The sequence below is a fragment of the Mycobacterium sp. UM_CSW genome, from assembly GCF_000455205.1.
In the GTDB taxonomy this organism is placed as follows: domain Bacteria; phylum Actinomycetota; class Actinomycetes; order Mycobacteriales; family Mycobacteriaceae; genus Mycobacterium.
On sequence record NZ_AUWQ01000083.1, the window covers coordinates 15,410 to 35,163 of the forward strand.

The 19,754-nt window shown below is 67.6% G+C and carries 21 protein-coding genes; 13 read left to right on the forward strand and 8 right to left on the reverse strand.

What is annotated here, in order from left to right:
- Positions 1 to 23 precede the first annotated feature (23 nt).
- Positions 24 to 1,079: a dihydrodipicolinate reductase gene (locus N415_RS24445; protein WP_068187477.1), complete on the forward strand. Its 1,056-nt coding sequence runs from the start codon at positions 24 to 26 to the stop codon at positions 1,077 to 1,079.
- Positions 1,080 to 1,246: 167 nt separating this feature from the next.
- The gene (locus N415_RS24450) at positions 1,247 to 3,394 is read left to right on the forward strand and encodes a PPE domain-containing protein (RefSeq protein WP_068187478.1); all 2,148 of its coding nucleotides are present in this window, start codon (positions 1,247 to 1,249) and stop codon (positions 3,392 to 3,394) included.
- 4 nt (positions 3,395 to 3,398) lie between these two features.
- Here N415_RS24450 and N415_RS24455 read toward each other — a convergent pair whose 3' ends face one another.
- Together N415_RS24455 and N415_RS32340 are read right to left on the reverse strand one after the other, a co-directional pair.
- Positions 3,399 to 4,694: a serine hydrolase domain-containing protein gene (locus N415_RS24455; RefSeq protein WP_068187479.1), complete on the reverse strand. Its 1,296-nt coding sequence runs from the start codon at positions 4,692 to 4,694 to the stop codon at positions 3,399 to 3,401.
- Positions 4,695 to 4,736: 42 nt separating this feature from the next.
- Complete coding sequence (locus N415_RS32340) at positions 4,737 to 4,952, reverse strand: hypothetical protein (protein ID WP_152531555.1); 216 nt, start codon at positions 4,950 to 4,952, stop codon at positions 4,737 to 4,739.
- Positions 4,953 to 4,958: 6 nt separating this feature from the next.
- On the opposite strand from N415_RS32340, the gene N415_RS24465 reads away from it, so the two are divergent.
- The 4 genes from N415_RS24465 (at position 4,959) to N415_RS24480 (ending at position 8,265) form a co-directional block, all read left to right on the forward strand.
- Positions 4,959 to 5,132, forward strand: a complete 174-nt coding sequence (locus tag N415_RS24465) for a CsbD family protein (RefSeq protein ID WP_068187481.1) — start codon at positions 4,959 to 4,961, stop codon at positions 5,130 to 5,132.
- Between the two features lie 161 nt (positions 5,133 to 5,293).
- Positions 5,294 to 5,977, forward strand: a complete 684-nt coding sequence (locus N415_RS24470; protein WP_068187482.1) for a cutinase family protein — start codon at positions 5,294 to 5,296, stop codon at positions 5,975 to 5,977.
- 19 nt (positions 5,978 to 5,996) lie between these two features.
- On the forward strand, positions 5,997 to 6,977 hold the full coding sequence (locus N415_RS24475; RefSeq protein ID WP_068187483.1) for an SDR family NAD(P)-dependent oxidoreductase: 981 nt from the start codon (positions 5,997 to 5,999) through the stop codon (positions 6,975 to 6,977).
- Between the two features lie 118 nt (positions 6,978 to 7,095).
- Positions 7,096 to 8,265 carry a zinc-binding dehydrogenase gene (locus N415_RS24480; RefSeq protein WP_068187484.1) on the forward strand — a complete coding sequence of 390 codons (1,170 nt, stop codon included), beginning with the start codon at positions 7,096 to 7,098 and terminating at the stop codon, positions 8,263 to 8,265.
- Between the two features lie 194 nt (positions 8,266 to 8,459).
- Here the strand turns inward: N415_RS24480 and N415_RS24485 are convergent, their stop codons facing one another.
- Together N415_RS24485 and N415_RS24490 are read right to left on the reverse strand one after the other, a co-directional pair.
- Entirely contained in the window at positions 8,460 to 8,846 is a 387-nt protein-coding gene (locus N415_RS24485; RefSeq protein ID WP_068106678.1) for a PPOX class F420-dependent oxidoreductase, read from the reverse strand.
- Between the two features lie 12 nt (positions 8,847 to 8,858).
- The gene (locus N415_RS24490; protein WP_068187485.1) at positions 8,859 to 9,563 is read right to left on the reverse strand and encodes an SDR family NAD(P)-dependent oxidoreductase; all 705 of its coding nucleotides are present in this window, start codon (positions 9,561 to 9,563) and stop codon (positions 8,859 to 8,861) included.
- A gap of 170 nt (positions 9,564 to 9,733) precedes the next feature.
- Here N415_RS24490 and N415_RS24495 point away from each other — a divergent pair, with 170 nt between their 5' ends.
- Positions 9,734 to 10,288: a TetR/AcrR family transcriptional regulator gene (locus tag N415_RS24495; RefSeq protein WP_068132786.1), complete on the forward strand. Its 555-nt coding sequence runs from the start codon at positions 9,734 to 9,736 to the stop codon at positions 10,286 to 10,288.
- 1 nt (position 10,289) lies between these two features.
- Here the strand turns inward: N415_RS24495 and N415_RS24500 are convergent, their stop codons facing one another.
- From N415_RS24500 to N415_RS24510, 3 genes are all read right to left on the reverse strand, one after another.
- Positions 10,290 to 11,492: a cytochrome P450 gene (locus N415_RS24500; RefSeq protein ID WP_068187486.1), complete on the reverse strand. Its 1,203-nt coding sequence runs from the start codon at positions 11,490 to 11,492 to the stop codon at positions 10,290 to 10,292.
- Between the two features lie 10 nt (positions 11,493 to 11,502).
- Positions 11,503 to 12,336, reverse strand: a complete 834-nt coding sequence (locus tag N415_RS24505) for a mycofactocin-coupled SDR family oxidoreductase (RefSeq protein ID WP_068187487.1) — start codon at positions 12,334 to 12,336, stop codon at positions 11,503 to 11,505.
- Positions 12,337 to 12,414: 78 nt separating this feature from the next.
- A complete protein-coding gene (locus tag N415_RS24510; protein ID WP_068187488.1) occupies positions 12,415 to 13,002 on the reverse strand; it encodes a TetR/AcrR family transcriptional regulator in 588 nt (195 codons plus the stop codon).
- 94 nt (positions 13,003 to 13,096) lie between these two features.
- Here N415_RS24510 and N415_RS24515 point away from each other — a divergent pair, with 94 nt between their 5' ends.
- The 5 genes from N415_RS24515 (at position 13,097) to N415_RS24535 (ending at position 17,652) form a co-directional block, all read left to right on the forward strand.
- Entirely contained in the window at positions 13,097 to 13,651 is a 555-nt protein-coding gene (locus N415_RS24515) for a PaaI family thioesterase (protein ID WP_068187489.1), read from the forward strand.
- A 9-nt stretch (positions 13,652 to 13,660) separates the two neighbouring features.
- Positions 13,661 to 14,605: an NmrA family NAD(P)-binding protein gene (locus N415_RS24520; RefSeq protein WP_068187490.1), complete on the forward strand. Its 945-nt coding sequence runs from the start codon at positions 13,661 to 13,663 to the stop codon at positions 14,603 to 14,605.
- 29 nt (positions 14,606 to 14,634) lie between these two features.
- On the forward strand, positions 14,635 to 15,399 hold the full coding sequence (locus tag N415_RS24525; protein ID WP_068187491.1) for an SDR family NAD(P)-dependent oxidoreductase: 765 nt from the start codon (positions 14,635 to 14,637) through the stop codon (positions 15,397 to 15,399).
- Between the two features lie 112 nt (positions 15,400 to 15,511).
- Positions 15,512 to 16,849, forward strand: a complete 1,338-nt coding sequence (gene lysA / locus N415_RS24530) for a diaminopimelate decarboxylase (RefSeq protein WP_068187492.1) — start codon at positions 15,512 to 15,514, stop codon at positions 16,847 to 16,849.
- 47 nt (positions 16,850 to 16,896) lie between these two features.
- Positions 16,897 to 17,652, forward strand: coding sequence for a rhomboid-like protein (locus N415_RS24535; protein WP_068187497.1), 756 nt, complete (start codon positions 16,897 to 16,899; stop codon positions 17,650 to 17,652).
- Positions 17,653 to 17,664: 12 nt separating this feature from the next.
- Here the strand turns inward: N415_RS24535 and N415_RS24540 are convergent, their stop codons facing one another.
- The gene (locus N415_RS24540; RefSeq protein ID WP_068187493.1) at positions 17,665 to 18,672 is read right to left on the reverse strand and encodes an ABC transporter ATP-binding protein; all 1,008 of its coding nucleotides are present in this window, start codon (positions 18,670 to 18,672) and stop codon (positions 17,665 to 17,667) included.
- 216 nt (positions 18,673 to 18,888) lie between these two features.
- On the opposite strand from N415_RS24540, the gene N415_RS24545 reads away from it, so the two are divergent.
- Positions 18,889 to 19,754, forward strand: an 866-nt coding sequence (locus tag N415_RS24545; RefSeq protein ID WP_152531558.1) for a PE family protein, incomplete at its 3' end; no start/stop codon positions are given.

Here is a 19,754-nt window from a genome sequence, read left to right on the forward strand (position 1 = left end):
ACCCGACTCCCTATGCTGAGCGAGTGCCAAACAACTATCGCGTCGTTCAGTGGAACACCGGAAACGTCGGCAAGAGCTCGCTGCAGTCGATCGCCGACAATCCCAACCTCGAACTGGTGGGTTGCTACGCCTGGTCAGAAGACAAGGTCGGCCGCGACGCCGGCGAACTCGTCGGCATCCCGCCGCTGGGCGTCGCCGCCACCAACGACATCGACGCGCTGCTCGCTCTGAAGCCCGACTGCGTCGTCTACAACCCCATGTGGATCAGCGTCGACGAGCTGGTCCGCATCCTGTCGGCGGGCGTCAACGTGGTGACGACGGCGTCGTTCATCACCGGGGCGAACCTGGGCGAGGGTCGCGAGCGGATCGTCGACGCCTGCCAGAAGGGCGGCTCGACGATGTTCGGCTCCGGGGTCAGCCCGGGCTTCGCCGAGTTGTTGGCCATCGTCTCGGCGATGGTGTGCAACCGGATCGACAAGGTGTCCGTCATCGAAGCGGCCGACACCACGTTCTACGACTCGCCGGACACCGAGAGGCCGGTCGGCTTCGGCCAGCCGATCGACCACCCCGAGCTGGCGGACATGGCCCGCAAGGGTACGGCGATCTTCGGCGAGGCCGTGCGCCTGGTGGCCGACGCGCTCGGCGTCGAGCTCGACGAGGTGCGTTGCGTGGCCGAATTCGCCCAGACCACAGCCGATCTCGAGATGGCGTCGTGGACGATCCCGGCGGGATGCGTCGCGGGCGTCTACATCAGTTGGCAGGGAGTCGTCGGCGACAAGACGTTGATCGACCTCAACGTGCGGTGGCGCAAGGGACAGACGCTCGAGCCCGACTGGAAGATCGACCAGGACGGTTGGGTCATCCAAATCGACGGGCAGCCAACGGTGACAACCAAGGTCGGCTTCCTACCGCCCCCTTACTTCCAAGCCGAGACCATCGCCGACTTCATGGCGCTCGGTCACATCATGACGGCACTGCCGGCCATCAACGCGATTCCGGCGGTCGTCGCTGCCCCGCCGGGCATCGTCACGTACACCGATCTGCCGCTCACGCTTCCCAGAGGCTTCGCCAAGGTGTAACGGGCGAAAAGTCCACGCGTCATTTGGATTTGATCCGAACTCGCGAAAACGGCCACATTCGAACGGTCTGCTCGTATAGTCTGCTTCGTTCCGCTGCGGGGGCGGGCGCTGTGAGGTGGGCATAGCGCGCACCTCGCGCAGCTCCCTGCCCTGAATGGACTGCGGCGATGAACTTTTCGATTTTTCCGCCAGAGATCAATTCCTCGCTCATATTCAACGGCGCCGGGTCCGGTCCCCTCTTGGCCGCGGCGTCGGCCTGGGACGGACTGGCCGGCGAGTTGGGGTCGGCGGCCGACTCGTTCTCCTCGGTGACCAACGGCCTGGCGGGCCAGGCCTGGCAGGGCCCGGCGTCGGCGGCGATGATTGCCGCGGCAACCCCCTACAGCGGATGGTTGAGCGCCGCAGCGGCTCAGGCGCAAAACGCCGCCGCGCAGGCCAAGGCGGTGGCAAGCGCGTTCGAGTCGGCCTTGGCAGCGACCGTGCATCCGGTGCTCGTCGCCGCCAACCGCAATCAGCTTGCGCAGTTGGTTCGCTCAAACCTGTTGGGCTTCAACGCCCCAGCGATCGCCGCCGTCGAGGGCCAATACGAACTCATGTGGGCGGCCGACGTGGCCGCGATGGTCGGCTATCACGGCGGTGCGTCTGCCGCGGCCGCGCAATTGGCATCGCTGCCGCAGCTGCTGCAGAGCCTGCCCGCCGCGGCCACCCAGGCGGCCACGGTCGCCATCTCCGACAATCCCATGGTCGCCGCCGTCAGGTCGGCGTGCGACGGGTCGGTGTCCAAAGCGCGGACCCTACGCCTGGCCGCGGCCAGCAAGGTTGACGGTAGCGTCCGCACGATCACCACCACCGTGGGCGCGGCAGCGGCCGCCCCCGGCTTCAATCTCGGCATCGGCAACATCGGCAGCAATAACCTGGGCTCCGGCAACACCGGCAACACCAACTTCGGCAACGGCAACATCGGCAACCAAAACCTGGGCAACGGCAACAACGGCAGCCTCAACTTCGGCAGCGGGAACGGCGCCGATGGCACAATCGCGTCCACCTTGAACCTGGGCAACGGAAACATCGGCAGCCAAAACCTGGGCAGCGGAAACTTCGGCAACCAAAATCTGGGCTCGGGCAACACCGGGAGTGGAAACTTCGGCTCAGGCAACAACGGCAGCGGTAACTTCGGTAGCGGCAACATCGGCAACCAGAACTACGGCAGCGGGAACGACGGTAACGCCAACTACGGGTTCGGCAACTTCGGCAGTAACAACATCGGCTTCGGGAACTCGGGCCCCGGCGGCACGGCGGGTAGCGGCAACATCGGCGCCGGGAACACCGGGAACAACAACATCGGCTTCGGGCTCACCGGCAACAACGAAATCGGTGTCGGGAACACCTATTTCAACACCGCAACCAATCAGTTCAACTTCGGCGGCCTGAACTCCGGCAGCGGCAACATCGGCCTGTTCAACTCGGGCACCAACAACGTCGGCTTCTTCAACTCCGGCAACGGAAACTTCGGCATCGGCAATTCGGGCGTCACCGACACCGGCCTCTTCAACTCCGGCAATGTCGACACCGGTCTCGCTAATTCGGGCGGCCTGGATATGGGCTTCGGAAATGCGGGACCGAACGCATTGGCGGGCGGCAACCTGGGCTTCTGGAACTCCGGGGTCAACAACATGGGTATGGCAAACTCTGGCAGCTTCAACTTCGGCATGGGGAACTCGGGCTTGGACAACATGGGTATGTTCAACTCCGGCGTGGGCAATACCGGCAACTTCAATGCCGGAACGGACAACACCGGCGACTTCAACGGTGGGGACTTCAACACCGGCTACGAGAACTCGGGGTTGGTCAACACGGGCATGTTCAATTCGGGAACCCTCAACACCGGCGTGGGCAGCGCGGCTGTGCAGTCGGTTGCCAATTCGGGCTTCGGCAACACCGGGACGGACAACTCGGGCTTCTTCAATACCGGCGGCGGGAGCTTGAGCTCGGGCTTCTTCAACACGAATTCCAGCGGCTTCACCACGGGCTTCATGAACACGGGCAGCGGCGACGGCGACGTGGGCTTCTTCAACTCGGGGACCAGCCCCTCGATCGGCATACTGAACTCGGGTGGCGGCTTCGACGTCGGCCTCTTCAATTCGGGTCTGGGCGATTTCAACGTCGGCATCGGGAACTCAGGCGGCGGCGGCTTCAACACCGGCTTGTTCAACACCGGCGCCTTCAGCTCGGGCCTGGCGAACATGGGCGCCGCATTCCTGAGCTCCGGCGCCTTCAACATGGCGCCGAACCAGTCGGGCTTCTTCGGGTTCTAAGGAGTTAACGCCCGCCGGACGCCACCGCCGCCCGACGGCGGTCGGACTTGTATGCCGCGCCGAGCCGCGGCACCTCGAGCGGGCCCTGATGGCGGGCGGCCTCGACGGCGTTGCGCAGCGGACTGGCCAGTCCCGCAAAGGAACCCATGTCGAAGAGCAACGGGGTCAGCAGCCGGTTGTGCACGAACGCGAAGGCGCTGCCGGAGTCCGGGTCGGCCCAGCCGAGGGTCCCGCCCAGACCCACGTGACCGAAACCCTTGAGCAGCCCGGGCACCGGCGACTCGTGGTAGCCCAGGTGAAATGGCATGGGCACCACCATGTTTGCGTCGGGCCACTTGCGCTGCGGCTGCCCCGCCAGGCCGCGCGCCAACTCCTCGGACAGATATTTCTTGCCGTCGATCCGGCCGTCATTGGCCAGCGCGGCGTACATCTTGGCCAGACCGCGGCCGGTCACCACGCCGTTGGCCGCCGGCACCTCGCCGTCCAGGAATTCGGTGTCGCCCTTGATGAGGGAAATGACGCCGGGAAAGTACATCGCCCCCAGCGCACCGGAGAACGGCAGGCCCGCCAGTTTCGGTGCGATGAAGTTGAACACCGGGGCGCGAAGCCGCCCCTGCGGGATCAGGATCTGGGCCGCCTTCGTCGGCGCCCCTTCGGGCGGGCGGCCGAGGTGCAGGCCGTCGGTGTTGAGCGGGCGCGCGATTTCCTGGCGGATCAGCTCCCGCATGCCCTTGCCCGTCACCGCCCGGGCCAGGCCGGAGAGCAGCCATCCGTAGGTCAGGGCGTGGTACGCCTGCACGCCGCGCAGATGATCGACGGGCGCGGCGGCCAGGCGCTCTTCCATGAGTGCGTGGTCCATCAGCTCAATCTTGGTGACACCCCGCAGGTGCGACAACCCGGACCGATGCCGCAGCACGTCGCGGACCGTGATGTCGGCCTTGCCGTTGGCCGCGAATTCGGGCCAGTATTCGGCGACCGGGTCGTCATAGGACAACAGGCCGCGATCGGCCAGCCGGTGGATCACGGTCGACGCGATGCCCTTGGTAGCCGAGAACACCATCGCTCCCGTGTCGGCGGTCCAGCGTTCGGTGCCGGCCCGGTCCGACCACCCCGTCCAGACGTCGACGACGGGCACACCGTCGATGTAGACGGCCAGCGCACCGCCGCCGAAACGGCGGCCGAAGAACAACCGGGCGAAGATCCCGATGACATTGGCGAAATGGGGGTCGGCGGCGCCGGACACACCGCGGGGCAAGCCGTCGTCGGTCACCAGCAGGGTCGATCCCCTGCGCGATGCCATCACGGGATCAAGCTATCAGCCGGCAAACGCGCTGAACACAGCTCATTCCGGGGGCCGGGAGGTCTGGTCGCCCGGCGGTTGGTCGGGGGGCGGGGCGTTCAACCACTTCCTGAGCCGAAACAGCTGATTGACCACCATGCCGATGCCCAACAACATCAGCACGGCAACAATCGCCACCACCACCGCGGTGCCCACGATGTCCATCATGGCAGGCGCGACGACCTGCGGTTTCGAGATGGCCCACCGCTGGGTAGTCACCAGCACATGAGTGGAACAGACAAGGCGAAGAACAAGATCGAAGATCTGGGCGGCCGGGCCAAGGAAGCCATCGGCAAGGCCACCGGAGATCACGACACCAGAAACGAAGGCCGGGCCGATCAGGCGAAGTCCAGCCTGAAGGACGCCGGCGAGAAGGTGAAGGACGCCTTCAAGAAGTAATTGATGATTTGGCCAGCGGGTTCGCCGGTACCCTCGGCGGCCCGCTGGCCTTTTCTGCTGCGACCGGCCAGCCCGGTGGAGAAACGTTTTTGCTGGCAATCCACGGCGCAATTGGCGTCGAATACCAGGTAAGGACACCGACAATGCGAAGGTCTGCGAACATGCGCCGATTCACGACATCCATGGGAGTCGCGGCCGCGTCGGCCGCCTTCGCACTGTTGGGCGCTCCCGCGCCCGGCGCGTCCGCCGATCCGTGTCCCGACGTCGAGGTGGTGTTCGCCCGCGGTTCCGGGGAACCGCCCGGCGTCGGCGGCGTCGGCGGGTCATTCGTCGACGCGCTGCGCGGGCAGATCGGCGGCCGGTCGCTCGGGGTGTATCCGGTGAATTACCCCGCCAGCACCGATTTTTCGAACAGCGACTTTCCGCTGACCGTCATCGACGGCATCCGTGACGCGGGTTCGCATATCGAGTCGATGGCGGCGAACTGCCCGAAGACCCGCGAGGTCCTCGGCGGCTACTCCCAGGGCGCGGCGGTAGCCGGTTTCGTCACGTCGGCTTCCGTACCGCCGGGCGTACCGGCGTCGGCGGTGCCCAAGCCCATGCCGCCGGACGTCGCCAACCATGTCGCAGCCGTCACGCTCTTCGGGACACCGTCGGGTCCGTGGCTGCAAAAGTACGGCGCGCCGGTGATCGCCATCGGCCCGCTCTATCAGCCCAAGACCCTGGAGCTGTGCGCGCCGGGCGACGGGATCTGCGGTGACGGCAACGACGCCTTCGCGCACGTGTCGTATTCGGTGAACGGGATGACGGGCCAAGCGGCCACCTACGCCGCGAGTCACCTGTAGCCCCGTGCAGAATCGCAGCATGCATGTTCTGGTCACGGGCGGCACGGGATTCGTCGGCGGTTGGACCGCCAAGGCCATTGCGGACGCGGGGCACACCATCCGTTTCCTGGTGCGAAATCCCGACCGGCTGAAGACGTCCGTCGCCAAGTTGGGCGTCGACGTGTCGGACTACGCCGTCGGGGACATCACCGATCGCGTCTCGGTGCGGGAAGCGCTGCGCGGGTGCGACGCCGTCGTGCACAGCGCCGCCCTGGTGGCCACCGACCCGCGCCAGACCCAAGAGATGCTGACGACGAACATGCAGGGCGCGCAGAACGTCCTCGGCCAGTCCGTCGAGCTGGGGCTGGACCCGATCGTTCACGTGTCGAGCTTCACGGCACTGTTTCATCCGGGCCTGGAGACACTCACGGCGGACCTACCGGTCGTCGGTGGAGCGGACGGGTACGGAACGTCCAAGGCGCAGGTGGAGATCTATGCGCGCGGACTGCAGGACGCGGGTGCGCCGGTCAGCATCACCTATCCCGGGATGGTCCTCGGCCCCCCGGCCGGCGATCAGTTCGGCGAGGCCGGCGAGGGCGTCAAGGCCGCGGTGCAAATGCATGCGATTCCGGGGCGCAGCGCGGCGTGGTTGGTCGTCGACGTCCGCGATCTGGCCGCGCTGCACGCCGCGCTCTTGGAGCCGGGGCGCGGGCCGCGCCGCTACACCGCTGGCGGACATCGGGTTCCGGTGGCCGAGCTCGCATCCATGCTCGGCCAGATCGCCGGGACTACCATGGTCGCGGTTCCCATCCCGGACACCGCGCTGCGGGTGGCGGGGGCGGTAATGGACCGGGCGGGCCGGTTTCTGCCCTTCGAGACGCCGTTCACGTCGGCGGGGATGCAGTACTACACGCAGATGCCGGCATCGGACGACTCGCCCAGCGAGCGAGAACTCGGCATCACCTATCGGGACCCGCGTGACACCGTGGCCGACACGTTCGCGGCCTTGCGCGGCAGCTGACCGCGTCGCTCAACGCGCCGAGACTGTAAATCTGCAGACAGAGTGCGAGTAGGGGCCTGCAGAATTACAGGCTCGGCGAGACGGGCTCAAATCCAAGCCGGTGTAGGAGGATCGACAGATGAAGAGCGTCACGTGTACCAACGCCAAGCTCGAAGTCGTCGACCAGCCGACGCCGGTGCCGGGCAAGGGCCAGTTGCTGATCGAGGTACTGCGGTGCGGCATCTGCGGATCCGACCTGCATGCGCGCCACCACTGCGACGAGCTCGCCGACGTGATGGCCGAATCCGGCTACGACGCGTTCATGCGATCGGACCAGCACGTCGTGTTCGGCCACGAGTTCTGCGGCGAGGTCCTCGATTACGGGCCCGGCACCCGAAAGGCCCCGCGGACCGGCACCCGGGTCGTCGCCTTGCCGTTGCTGCGCCGCGGCAAGGAGGTGCATGGGATCGGGCTGTCGACGATGGCGCCGGGCGCCTATGCCGAGCAGCTCCTCGTCGAGCAGTCGCTGACGTTGCCCGTCCCCAACGGGCTGGCGCCCGAGGTGGCCGCCCTGACCGAACCGATGGCCGTCGGCTGGCATGCGGTGCGGCGCGGCGAGGTCGGCAAGGGTGATGTCGCGATCGTGATCGGCTGTGGGCCAATCGGTCTCGCGGTGATCTGCATGCTCAAGGCGCACGGCGTGCGCACCGTGATCGCCAGCGACTTCTCGCCGGGCCGGCGCGCGCTGGCAACCGCCTGCGGCGCCGACACCGTCGTCGATCCCGCCCAGGACTCGCCCTACGCGACCGATGCGAGCCGCAAGCACCTGCAGGGCATCCTCGAGGCGTTCGATCTGGCGGTCGGCACCATCGAAAAGCTGCAACGGCTACGGCTGCCCTGGTGGCACTTTTGGCGCGCCGCCGAGGCCGCCGGCGCCGCAACGCCGAAACACCCCGTCATCTTCGAATGTGTCGGCGTCCCAGGCATTATCGACGGCATCATCGCGGGCGCCCCGCTGTTCTCGCGCGTCGTTGTGGTCGGCGTCTGCATGGGTTCCGACCACATCCGCCCGGCGATGGCGATCAACAAGGAGACCGACCTTCGGTTCGTGCTCGGCTACACCCCGCTGGAATTCCGCGACACGCTGCACATGCTCGCCGACGGCAAGGTCAACGTCGCCCCGCTGATCACCGGGACGGTCGGGCTGCCCGGGGTCGAGGCCGCGTTCGACGCGCTCGGCGATCCGGAGGCGCACGCGAAGATCCTCATCGACCCCAAGAGCGACGCCGCGACCCCGATTGGCGCATAACGGTTTCCGGCGGGAGTGATTTCACCGGCAATCACATCTGACCCATGGGCCCCTGGCGGAGCGGCCACCTGTCGTGCCCGCCTCCGAGCGACAAATCCCTAAGGGCGCCCGGTTGTCGCGCTGAGGCGGGCACATGGTTCGACCCCAACCTGCAGGGACTGATGTGACGTGTTGTCGTTGCCGCGACGGACCGTCTAGGACGCCGGCTCTATCTCCAGCCCGACGTGCACCTTGTCGATGCCGCCGCGCACGATCGAGTGCGCATAGAACCACCAGGCGTGATACCAGTACCGCTTGAGCACGGCGTTGTAGACGCGCCGCGTCTCGGACTTCGGCAGGACGCGGGCAACCCCTTCGACCGCCTCGCCCTTCGGCTTTCCCAACGCCGTGCTGCGCGCGAGCGTCACCCTAGGCGTGTTGCGGATCCGCCTGACCTTCCACGACCCGTCGTCGGTGATGACGAGCAGCTTGCCGCCCTCGGGAACGCCCCATATCGCGGTCGGCTTGGGGCGGCCGTCCTTGGTGAAGGTGGTCAGGAGCAGGTACTTGGACTTGATCACGTCCTGGAAGCTGGGAGCCACACCTCATCCTTATCAGGTGTTGCGGCCGCCGTTGACGCCGAGTATCTGGCCGGTGATGTAGCCGGTCTCCTCGGACACGAAGAACGCGCACGCCGCCGCGATGTCCTCTGGCCGGCCCACCCGGCGCACCGGAGTGCGCGCGATGTGGTCCTCGACCGTGCCCCCGAGCAGCTGCCGACGCTCGGCGCTGCGCAGCATCGGGGTGTCGACGAACCCCGGGGGCACCGCGTTGACGGTGATCCCGCTCGGACCGTATTCGAGGGCAAGCGACTTGGTCAGGCCGTTGACCGCGGACTTGGCCGCCACATAGTGGGCCATGAACGGCTGGCCGGAATGCGTGCTCGACGAGGAGATGTTGACGATGCGCCCCCAGCCCGCCTCGACCATGTCGGGAAGCACGGCCTGAATGGTGTGGAACACCCCGTTCAGGTTGACGTCGATCACCTTCGACCACGCCTCGAAGGACATGTCCAGGAACTTCTTGAAGCCCTCCACGCCGGCCGCGTTGACCAACACGAGGATCGGGCCGAGCGCCTCGCGGATGGCCGCAACCGCCGCGTCGACCTGTGCGCGGTCGGTGACATCGGCGACGTAACCGAACCCGTCGTCGGTGGGCGACAGATCGATGACCGCCACCCGGAATCCGTCGCTGCGCAACCGCTCCGCGACCGCGCGGCCGATCCCGGACGCACCACCGGTCACCACCGCCGTCTTCACCCGCGCCCACCCGCCTTCCTGAGCGATCGCCCAGCACGTGGGCTCGACATTGCCTATCACCCTTTCGCGAGGTCGGTCAAGTGGCCCGACAATCCCTACGGCAGCCGGTTGATTTTTGGCGATCGCCCAATTTAGGGTCGGTGATGGCCAGGGACTCGACAACTCGGGACATGCTGATCGACGCGACGAGCCGGATCATGGTCGACGAGGGTTACGCCGCGGCCACGTCGCGGCGGGTCGCGGCCGAGGCTGGCGTCAAACCGGCCTTGGTGCACTACTACTTCCCCACGATGGACGAGTTGTACCTCGACGTGTTCCGGCGCGGTGCCGCCGCCTACCTGGAACGGCAGAGCGAGGCGCTGGCCTCCGACCGGCCGCTGCACGCCTTCTGGCAGACGCTCATCGAACCCAAGGACGCGCGGCTGCTGTTGGAGTTCATGGGACTTGCCAACCATCGCAAGGAGATCCGGGCGGAGATCTCCGCCTGGCAGGAGCGGTGGCGCGAGCAGCAGATCACCGCCCTGAACTTCGTCGTCCGCGAACACGGCCTTGACACAAGCGAATTCCCACCGGCGGGCATAGCGGTCGTCATCGCCGCGATCGGGCGCACCCTGATCCTCGAGCAAACACTCGGCACCAAAGGCGGCCACGACGAGGCCGTCCAGCTGGTGAACCGGTTCCTGGATCGGTTCGAGATGCCGACCCCGAAGAAGCCGCGCGGCTGACCTACGGGAGCACGACCCGCAGTCGCTCCCAGCCGCGCACCGTCGACGTCGACGCCAATTGCGCCGTGTCGTAGTCGATATCCCACTCCGGCCATCGGTTGAGGATCTCGTCCAGCGCGACGCGGCCCTCGAGGCGCGCCAGGTTCGCCCCGAGGCAATAGTGCACGCCCTTACCGAAGGTGATGTGGGAGATGTTGTCGCGGCGGATGTTGAACGTGTCGGGATCGTCATAGCGGCGGTCATCGCGGTTGGCGGCGCCGAACAGCAGCAGCATGGCGCTGCCGGCCGGAACGGTCCGGCCGTAGCACTCGAAATCCCTTGCCATCCAACGCGCCACGTGGGGCCCGGTGGGCTCGAACCGCAGCGTCTCGTCGACGGTGCGGGTCAACAGTGAACGATCCCGATAGACCTCGCGGCGCTGGTCGGGGTGCTCGGCCAGTACCTTGGCCAGCCAGCCGATCAGCCGGCCGGTGGTCTCGTTGCCGGCGCCGGCGACCACCTGGGTGTAATGCAGCACCTCCTTGCGGGTCAGCTTGCGGTGCACCCCGTGCTCGTCGTCGAACTCCACGTTGAGCAGCACCGTCATCAGGTCGTCCGACGGGTTCTTGGATCGCCATTCGACATAGTCCGCGTAGATCCGCCCGTCGGCGATCGACTCGGCGTCGGCGACCTTCATCGGGGTGCCCGGCTTGGTGCGCAGGTTGGCGTCGTTGGCGTCACGCACCGAAACCTGTTCGGACTCGGGGATTCCCAGGAGCATGCCGATCACGCGCATCGGCATCATCGAGGCGAGCTCGGCGATGATGTCGAATCCGCCGGACCCGACGAGCGGGTCCAGGCACCGCACGCAGTACCGCCGGATCTGGTCTTCGAGCTCGGCCATCCGGCGCGGGGTGAACACGCGCGACATCAGGCCGCGCAGCCTGGTGTGTTCGGGCGGATCCTGGAACATCATGACGCCGCCCGGCATGTCGAACTTCGACTGGATCAACTCCAGGATGTCGCTTCTCCTGTTGGAGAAGGTCTCCCAGTTCGCCAGCGCCCGTTCGACGTCGGAATGCCTTGATATCGCCCAGAAGTCGTACCGCTCGTTGTAATAGAGCGGCGCCTCTTCGCGCAGCCGCGCATACGTGGGGTACGGGTCCGCGATGATCCCGGTGTCGTAGGGGTCGTAATAGACGTCGGTGTCGTTGGTGACGGTCATCGATGCATCCTTACTTCAGGCAGCTGCCGGCATCCACCGGGAGCGCGACGCCGGTGATGTAGCGCGCTTCGTCGGAGGCCAAAAACAACACCGCGTTGCTGATGTCTTCGGGGGTCACCCAGGGGATCGGCAGGTAGTGGAAGCTCTGGCACACCGGCGCCAGGTCGTCGGGACCGGGGTTTTCCAGCTCCGGCCGAAAGGCGCGGTAGGTGGCCTCGTTCATCAGCAGCGGCGAATTCACGTGCGTCGGCAGGACGGCGTTGACCCTGATCATCCGCTGGCCCAATTCGACTGCGAACGAACGCATCAGCCCGATCACACCATGCTTGGCCGCCACGTAGTGGCCGACGTGCGGGTAGGCCTTGTTGCCCGCCACCGACGACGTCAGCACGATGGAGCCGCCGCGGCCGCCATCGAGAATGTGCGGAACGCCGGCCTTCACCGTCTTCCACACCCCGCTGAGGTTGACGTCGATCATCTCCTGCCACAGCGCCTCGTCGGTCTTGTGCAGCTTTCCCGCCGTCGTGCCGATGCCGGCGTTCGCGACGATGACGTCCAGGCGCCCCAGCTGTTCGACCCCGCTGTCGACGGCGGCCCGCAGCGCCTCGAAATCGCGGACGTCGACCACCTCGGTGACGATGCGGCCGCCGGCGTCCTTCACCAAGCCTGCGGTCTCGTCGAGGTTTTCGGGCGTCGCGCCGTCGGCCGGCGACGCCTCGAACTTGCGGCAGATGTCGACGGCGATGATGTCGGCGCCCTCCCGCGCGAGCCGGACCGCGTGACTGCGGCCCTGTCCGCGCGCGGCGCCGGTCACGAACGCGACCTTGCCCTCCATCCGGCCCATTGCCACCTCGATCCCGATATTTGGGCGATCGCCCAAATTTGGGCGCACGCCATGTCTAGCAGCACCGGGAGGGGATCGTCAAGGGCGCAGGGCGGTGTCGATCAGCGTGGCCGCGGCGGCGCGGGCATGGACGACTGGCGCGGTGTCGTTCAGCGAGGTGGCCATCGCGGTGGCGCCTTCGAACAGCACGGCAAGCTGCTGGCCGAGCAGGTGAGGGTCGGTGGCACCCGCCTGCTGCGCCACCGCAATGAGGCGGCGGGTGAAGGCCTGCTTGTGGGCCCGCACGATCTCGTCCGTGCTCGAAAGCGATCCGGCGGATTCCACGGCCGCATTGTGAAAGGGACAGCCTCGCAATACTTCCCGGGGCGACATTTCGAAGATCGCCAGGAGACGCTCTCGCGGGGACATGGTGGCGTCCTCCAGCCGCCGCTCGTTAGGCGAGCCGCCGCGGGCCTCATAGCCGCGCAGATAATTGTCCACAAGGTCGTTCTTGCTGGCGAAGTGCTGATACAGCGTGCGCTTCGAGACGTTGGCCTCTTGGGCGATGAGTTCGACGCCGGTCGCATGGATCCCATTGCGATAGAAGAGCCGCGCCGCGGCGCGTTCGATGCGCTCGCGGGCCCCACGCCCGCCCGTCGGGCGCGTCTGGGATGTGGCGTCGTTCACATCTCCATCGTACACCGGGCGGTTTACAAGAAGTAATCACAGCGCTAGGTTAAGTCGCAGTAAGTAAACCGATCAGTTTCCGGAAGGCCAGCGCGTGGAGACTTCAGTGGGCTGGGGCGTGGAGCAGTCGCGCGTGGTCACCTGGCGTGACCCCGTCGCCACGCAGGCCGCGGCCGCGTCGATGTCCGGCCTTTCGTACTGGCAGGCGGTCGCCGACGGGCAGTTGCCGCCTTCACCGATCGCCGAGCTGCTGCGCATGCGGCTCGAGCATGTGCGAAACGGGCGCATCGAGTTCTCCTGGACGCCGGATGCGTCCATGTACAACCCGCTGGGCGTGGTGCACGGCGGTGCCGTGTGCACCCTGTTGGACACCGCGGCCGCCTGCGCGATGCACACCACGCTGCCCGAAGGCGTCGGCTACACGTCGGTCGAAATCAAGGTCAACTACCTCAGGGCGGTCACCGTGGCCAGTGGGACGCTGCGCGGAGTCGGCACCGTGGTCAAAGCGGGGTCGCGGATCGGATTCGCCGAGGCAGAAGTCAGCGACGAGTCGGGAAGGCTGGTGGCGACCGCGACCACCACGCTGCTGGTCTTCGATTTGCCGACTGGCGCAAAGACTCTCAGTACCAACGGACAGCCCGCCGCTTGAGGAGGCCCGATGCCGCAACCACCGTCAGAGGCGCCACCGATCCTGGTCGTAGGGGCGACCGGCCGGCACGCCGGGACCGGCTCAACGGTGGTGGACTGCCTGCTCCGCCGCGGCCACGCGGTGCGCGCTTTGGTCCGCACGGACGACGACCGGGCGGCCGACCTGCGGCGTCGTGGCGCCGCGACCATCGTCGGTGACCTGCACGACCGGGCGTCACTGGTCGGTGCGGTCCAAGACGTGAGCGCCGTCTACTTCACCTATCCCGTTGCCGCAGGGGTCATCTCGGCCGCTGCCAACCTTTCCTCGGCTCTTGTCGACGCCGGGTCACCGGCGCACCTGGTGGTGATGTCGATGGTCGTGTCGTCGGTCGACAGCCCCAGCCGACTGGGTCAGGCGCAGGCGGTCGCCGAGGAGCTGTTCGGTTGGGCCGGTCTGAACCCCACGGTGCTGCGGTTCGCCGCCCTGTTTCACGAGAACGTCCTGCTCCTGCATGGGGACACCCTCATCCGGAAGGGCCTGATCGCCAACAGCTTCGGTGCGGCCCCGGCGCCGTGGATCAGCGGCGAGGACGCTGCCGAAATCACGGTCGCTCATCTCCTGGCACCGCGACCGTCCGCACCGCAGATCAGTTATCCGCCACCCGCCGAGGTCATCAGCCACGCGGAGATAGCACGCATCATCGCCGCCGAAACCGGTCGTTCCGTGCGCTATGAGCACATCTCCGCGGCCGAGTGGCGAAGTCAATTGGAGAGCGCCGCCGAGTCCGACCCCGGCTCGCCCATCAACGGCGCTATGGCACAACATATTTCAACCGTCGGCGCGGCCGCGTCGCAACGATCCGAGCCTCCCATCGCGCCCGACCCGCACACCCTGACAACGATGCTTCGTCGTCCGCCCAAGCCGTTTGCCGACTTCGTCCGCCAGAACCTTCCGCGCTTCGCCGCCTCGGCGTAGCCAGTCCCAACTAATAAGGAGCACATGCCATGTCGTCCGTTCTGATCACCGGTGCCAGCCGCGGCATCGGCCGCGCCTTGGCCGTCGAGTTCGCCCGTCGCGGGCATCGCGTCCTGGCCACCGCCCGCGACCCCCGCGCGCTCGCGAACCTCGACGTCAGCGAGCGGTTGGCGCTCGACGTCACCGACGATGCCAGCGTGACGGCGGCGGTCGCGGCCGCGGCGGAGGTCGACATTCTGGTCTCGAACGCCGCCGACATCATTTACGCGTCCGTGGAAGCCACCCCGCTGGCCGAACTGCAGCGACTGCTCAACCTCAACACCCTTGGCGCCATCCGCGTCGCACAGGCGGTCTTGCCACAGATGCGCGCGCGTGGCGACGGGAAGCTCCTGTTCATCTCCAGCGTCATGGGCCGTGTCGTGCTGCCACCCGGCGCGGCGTACGCGTCGACGAAGTGGGCGCTGGAGGCCTTGGTCGAGGCGCTGGCCATCGAGGTCGCACCGTTCGGGGTGCAGGCCGCGCTACTCGAACCCGGTGCCGTGAGCTCCGGCGCACTCGACGATGTGACCACCTACACGCTGCCGGACGACCCGTATGCAGCGATCCTGGCGGGCGGCGGCGCGCGCGCCGGGATCATCACACCGGAGCAAGTCGCCGCCGAGGTGGTCGATGCCGCCGAGAAACCGCAGCTACCGCTGCGAATTCCGATCGGGGACGCCGCGCGGGCGCTGTTGGCCGCCCGTCATGATGCGCCGGACGACGTTCCGTTCGTTCCGTCGGACTACTTCGCCTGAATGGGCCGGATCAGGCGGTCCGCCGTACCGGATCCGTGAAGATTAATCACACGCGTGTGAAAGGTTCGTTAAGAACGCGGCGGACCCCGCCGCACGCCTGCACCGTGGAAGCATGACGCTGTCCGAGCTGCTCTCGTCGCAGCGGCGTGAGGTGGGACCGCACCTCGACCGCGCGATCTGGCCGCTGAGCAGCTCCGTCGACGAAACGGGTCGGCTGTGCATCGGCGGCGTGGCCGCCACCGACCTCGCCGCCGAGTTCGGCACCCCCGCCTACGTGGTCGATGAACACGACTTCCGGGCCCGAATCCGGGGTTATTGCGCGGCTCTGCCCGCCGCCGAACTGATGTACGCGGGCAGGGCGCTGCTCAGCGCGGCCCTCGCGGGGTGGGCCGCCGAGGAAGGCGCGGGCGTGGAGGTCTGCTCGGGCGGCGAGCTGGCCACCGCCCTGACCGGGGAGGTGCCGCCGTCGAACATCGTGCTCAATGGCACCGCCAAGAGCGCGGGAGAGCTCGACGACGCCGTCGCCGCGGGGGTGGGAAGAATCGTGATCGACACCCCGAACGAGATCGCCCTGCTGGCCGGGCGGGTGCGCCGTCGTCAACGCGTGCTGCTGCGAGTGATTCCCGACGTCGAAGGCGGCGACCAGACATTCGGCTTCGCCCTGGCGGGCGGGCAGGCCGCCGGCGCGGTCAAGCGGCTCGTGGGCGAGCCGTGGCTGGACCTGGTCGGGCTGCACTGCCAATTGGGGTCGCAGCTCGCCGACGTCGGGCTGTACGGCGAGGCGATCCGGCAGATGCTGGCCTTGATGGCCGAAGTCCGCGATCGCCATGATGTGGTGCTGACCGAGCTCAGCCTCGGCGGTGGACACGCGGTCCCCTACCGGAACGGCGACCCCGAGCTCAACCCGCAAACATTCGGCACAGTCATCGACGCCGCGCTCCAATCCGCCTGTGCCCAACACGATTACCCGCGACCCCGGGTCGTGATGGGGCCCGGCCGGGCGATCGCGGCCCGCGCCGGGATCACGCTGTACCGGGTGGTCGCCGTCAAGCGCCGACCCGACGGGCACACCGTCGTCGCGGTCGACGGCGGCATGAGCGATAACCCACGGATGGCGCCCGCCGGCGCGAAATACACCGTGGCCCTGGCCAACCGGCCCGCGGCGACGGACGGCGCGCCGGTCACCGTGGTGGGCCGGCACTGCGAGGCCGGCGACGAGATCGCCTGCGACCTCGAGCTGCCCGCCGACGTCCACCCCGGCGATCTGCTGGCGGTGGCCTGCACCGGCGCCTACCACTACTCGATGGGATCGAGCTGCAGCGTCATGGGGCGCCCACCGCTCGTCGCGGTCGCCGCGGGCGAGGCGCGTGAACTGATCCGTCGCGAAACCATCGCGGACCTGCTCGCCCGGGACCGGGGCTGGTCGGGCCATTCGGGATCGAGCGAATGACCATGTCCACCACCGCCGTTCGTGACAACACCCAGCGTTGGTCCACGATGACCACTTGGACGCTGGCCCGTGCGGCCTCGGTGCGCATCACGGCGGCGTACGCCGCCGCCCTGGTGGCCGTGTCGCTCCTGTTGACCGCGCTGGGTCCGCACGCCCGCGAGGTCGCGGTGAGTCGTATGAGCACCAACCTGCACAATCTGGCCCACGGCCGGCTTGCCACGCTCGTCGGCAGCGCGTTCGTCGACGACGGCGGCCAGATCTGTGCCTGCCTGCCCGGACTCGTCTGCCTGCTGGCTTTGGGCGAATTGATCTGGCGCAGCAGGGGTTTGGTCATCGCGTTCGCGGTCGGTCATATCGGCGCCACGCTGCTGGTGGCGGTCGGCCTGGTCGTCGCGGTCGAGGCGGGCTGGCTGCCCTTCTCCATCGCGCGGGCGAGCGACGTCGGAGTCAGCTACGGCGCGGTTTGCGTCCTGGGCGCGCTGACGGCGTCGATTCCGTCGCGCTGGCAGCCGGCGTGGATCGGGTGGTGGCTCGGCATCGCGGTGACGGTCGCGGCCATCGGAGCCGACTTCACCGCCGTCGGACATGTCCTGGCCCTGCTGCTCGGCATCGGTTTGTCCTACCGGCTGCCCGCGGCGGCCGCCTGGACGCCGCCGCGCCTCGTTTTGCTGTGCGGCGGCGTCGCTTTCGGCTACTTCGTGCTGTCGGCGTCGTCGGCGGCGGCGACGGCCGCCGGGTTGGCGGCGGCGCTCATCGGTGTACTGGTCGGCCGGGTATCGCGGTCGCAGCCCTCGCCCGCGTAGTCGTCCGGATCGTCAGCGCCGCTGCGCGCCAACCGATGCGGTGTCGCCCTCCATGTCGTCGAGAATGGCCTGCTGCGCCTTGGGTGGAAGGGTGTGCAGGATCTCCCGCACGCGGGCCTGGCGCCGCGCGACGGCCTTGCGCTCCGGCATGCCGGGAGTGGCGGTCACCTGTGGCGGCACGCCCTCGATATCCTCGACGCCGCCCGCGTGCTGACCGGCGTCGACCATCGCCTGCTCTTCGGCCATCGTCGCCTCGTCCTTCTCCTCGGACATGCCGATCGGCCCGATCCGCCGGCCGTTGAGAAACTGTCCCACCACCGGCTCGTCACTGGTCAGCAGCACCTCCCGCGGTCCGAACATCACCAGCTTGTGGCGGAACAGCATGCCGATGTTGTCGGGCACGGTGCGGGCGACGTTGATGTTGTGGGTCACGATCAGGATCGTGGCGTCGGTCTGCGCGTTGATGTCGATGAGCAGCTGGCACAGGTAGGCCGTGCGGACCGGGTCCAGACCCGAGTCGGGCTCGTCGCACAGGATGATCTCGGGATCGAGGACGAGCGAGCGGGCCAGTCCGGCGCGTTTTTTCATGCCGCCCGAGATCTCGCCGGGGTACTTCTTCTCGTCGCCTTGCAGACCCACCAGCGCGAGCTTTTCCATGACGATGTCGCGGATCTCGCGTTCGGTCTTGTCGGTGTGCTCGCGAAGCGGGAACGCGGTGTTGTCGTACAGGTTCATCGATCCGAACAGCGCGCCGTCTTGGAACATGACCCCGAACAGCCTGCGGATCTCGTACAGCTCCTTGGCCGTGCTCTGCATGATGTCCACACCGTCGACGACAATCGAGCCGCGCTCCGGGCGCAGCAGCCCGATCAGCGACTTCAAGAACACCGACTTTCCGGTGCCCGACGGGCCGATCAGCCCGCTCACCTCGCCCGGCGGGATGTCCATAGTGACGTCTTCCCAGACACGGGCCGAGCCGAATGACTTGGTCAACCCCTGAACCGATATTCCGATGCCCATTTGCGACCTCCAGTTGATGGTGCGTTCTGCGGTCGATGGATTGTTGAAGTCGGAATAACCGTTTGGTTGTGCCGAAAAACACGTTTGAGCTGGCGGATTCGGGCACTGGTGAGGGCCGCCCAATGCTCGTGGAATGAATCTTTGGTTAAACGACCTAGGTGAGCTGGCGGAGCGAAGATACGATTCTTTCGCCGGGGGCTCGAGTCAGGAGCAACGATGTCCTACCTGGTAGCGGCCCCCGAGTTTTTATCGTCAGCTGCTTCCGATTTGTCCGATCTGTGTTCGGCAGTGACCGCGGCCAGTGCCTCCGCCGCAGCCCCGACCACCGGGCTAATGGCCGCGGGCGCGGACGAGGTATCGGCGGCGGTCGCGTCGCTGTTCTCCGGGCACGCGCAGGCCTTCCAGCAGGTGAGCGCTGAGGCGGCCGCGTTTCACGCTCAGTTCGTGGAGGCGTTGACCGCCGCCGGGAGTTCCTACGCGGCCGCCGAGGCCGCCAACGCCTCTCCGCTGCAGACCGTTTGGCAAGACGTGCGCGGGGTGATCAACGCGCCGACCGAACTGCTGCTGGGGACCCCGTTGATCGGTAAGGGCACCGACGGTGCGCCGGGGAGCGGGTTACCCGGCGGGCCGGGCGGGCTCTTGTGGGGCAACGGCGGCAATGGCGGGTCCGGCTCGGCCGGACAGCCCGGCGGCCGCGGCGGCAACGCCTGGTTCTTTGGCAACGGCGGCCATGGCGGGGCCGGTGGCACGGGCACCACCGGCACCACCGGCGATGCGACCACCAGCGCCATCGGCGGCATCGGCGGCACCGGTGGAGCGGGCGGGGCCGGCGGCACCGGCGGCCTGATCTTCGGTAACGGCGGTGCCGGCGGTGTAGGCGGCATCGGCGGGACGGGCGGGACCGGCGGGCACGGTATCGACGGCAACGGCGGCAATATCAACGGCGGCAACGGCACCGACGGCGGCCAGGGTGGCACCGGCGGCGCGGGCGGGGCCGGCGGCCTGGCCGGGGCCTTCGGCCATGCCGGCGCGAACGGCAGCGGGGGCATCGGTGGCGCCGGCGGCCAGGGCGGCCAGGGCGG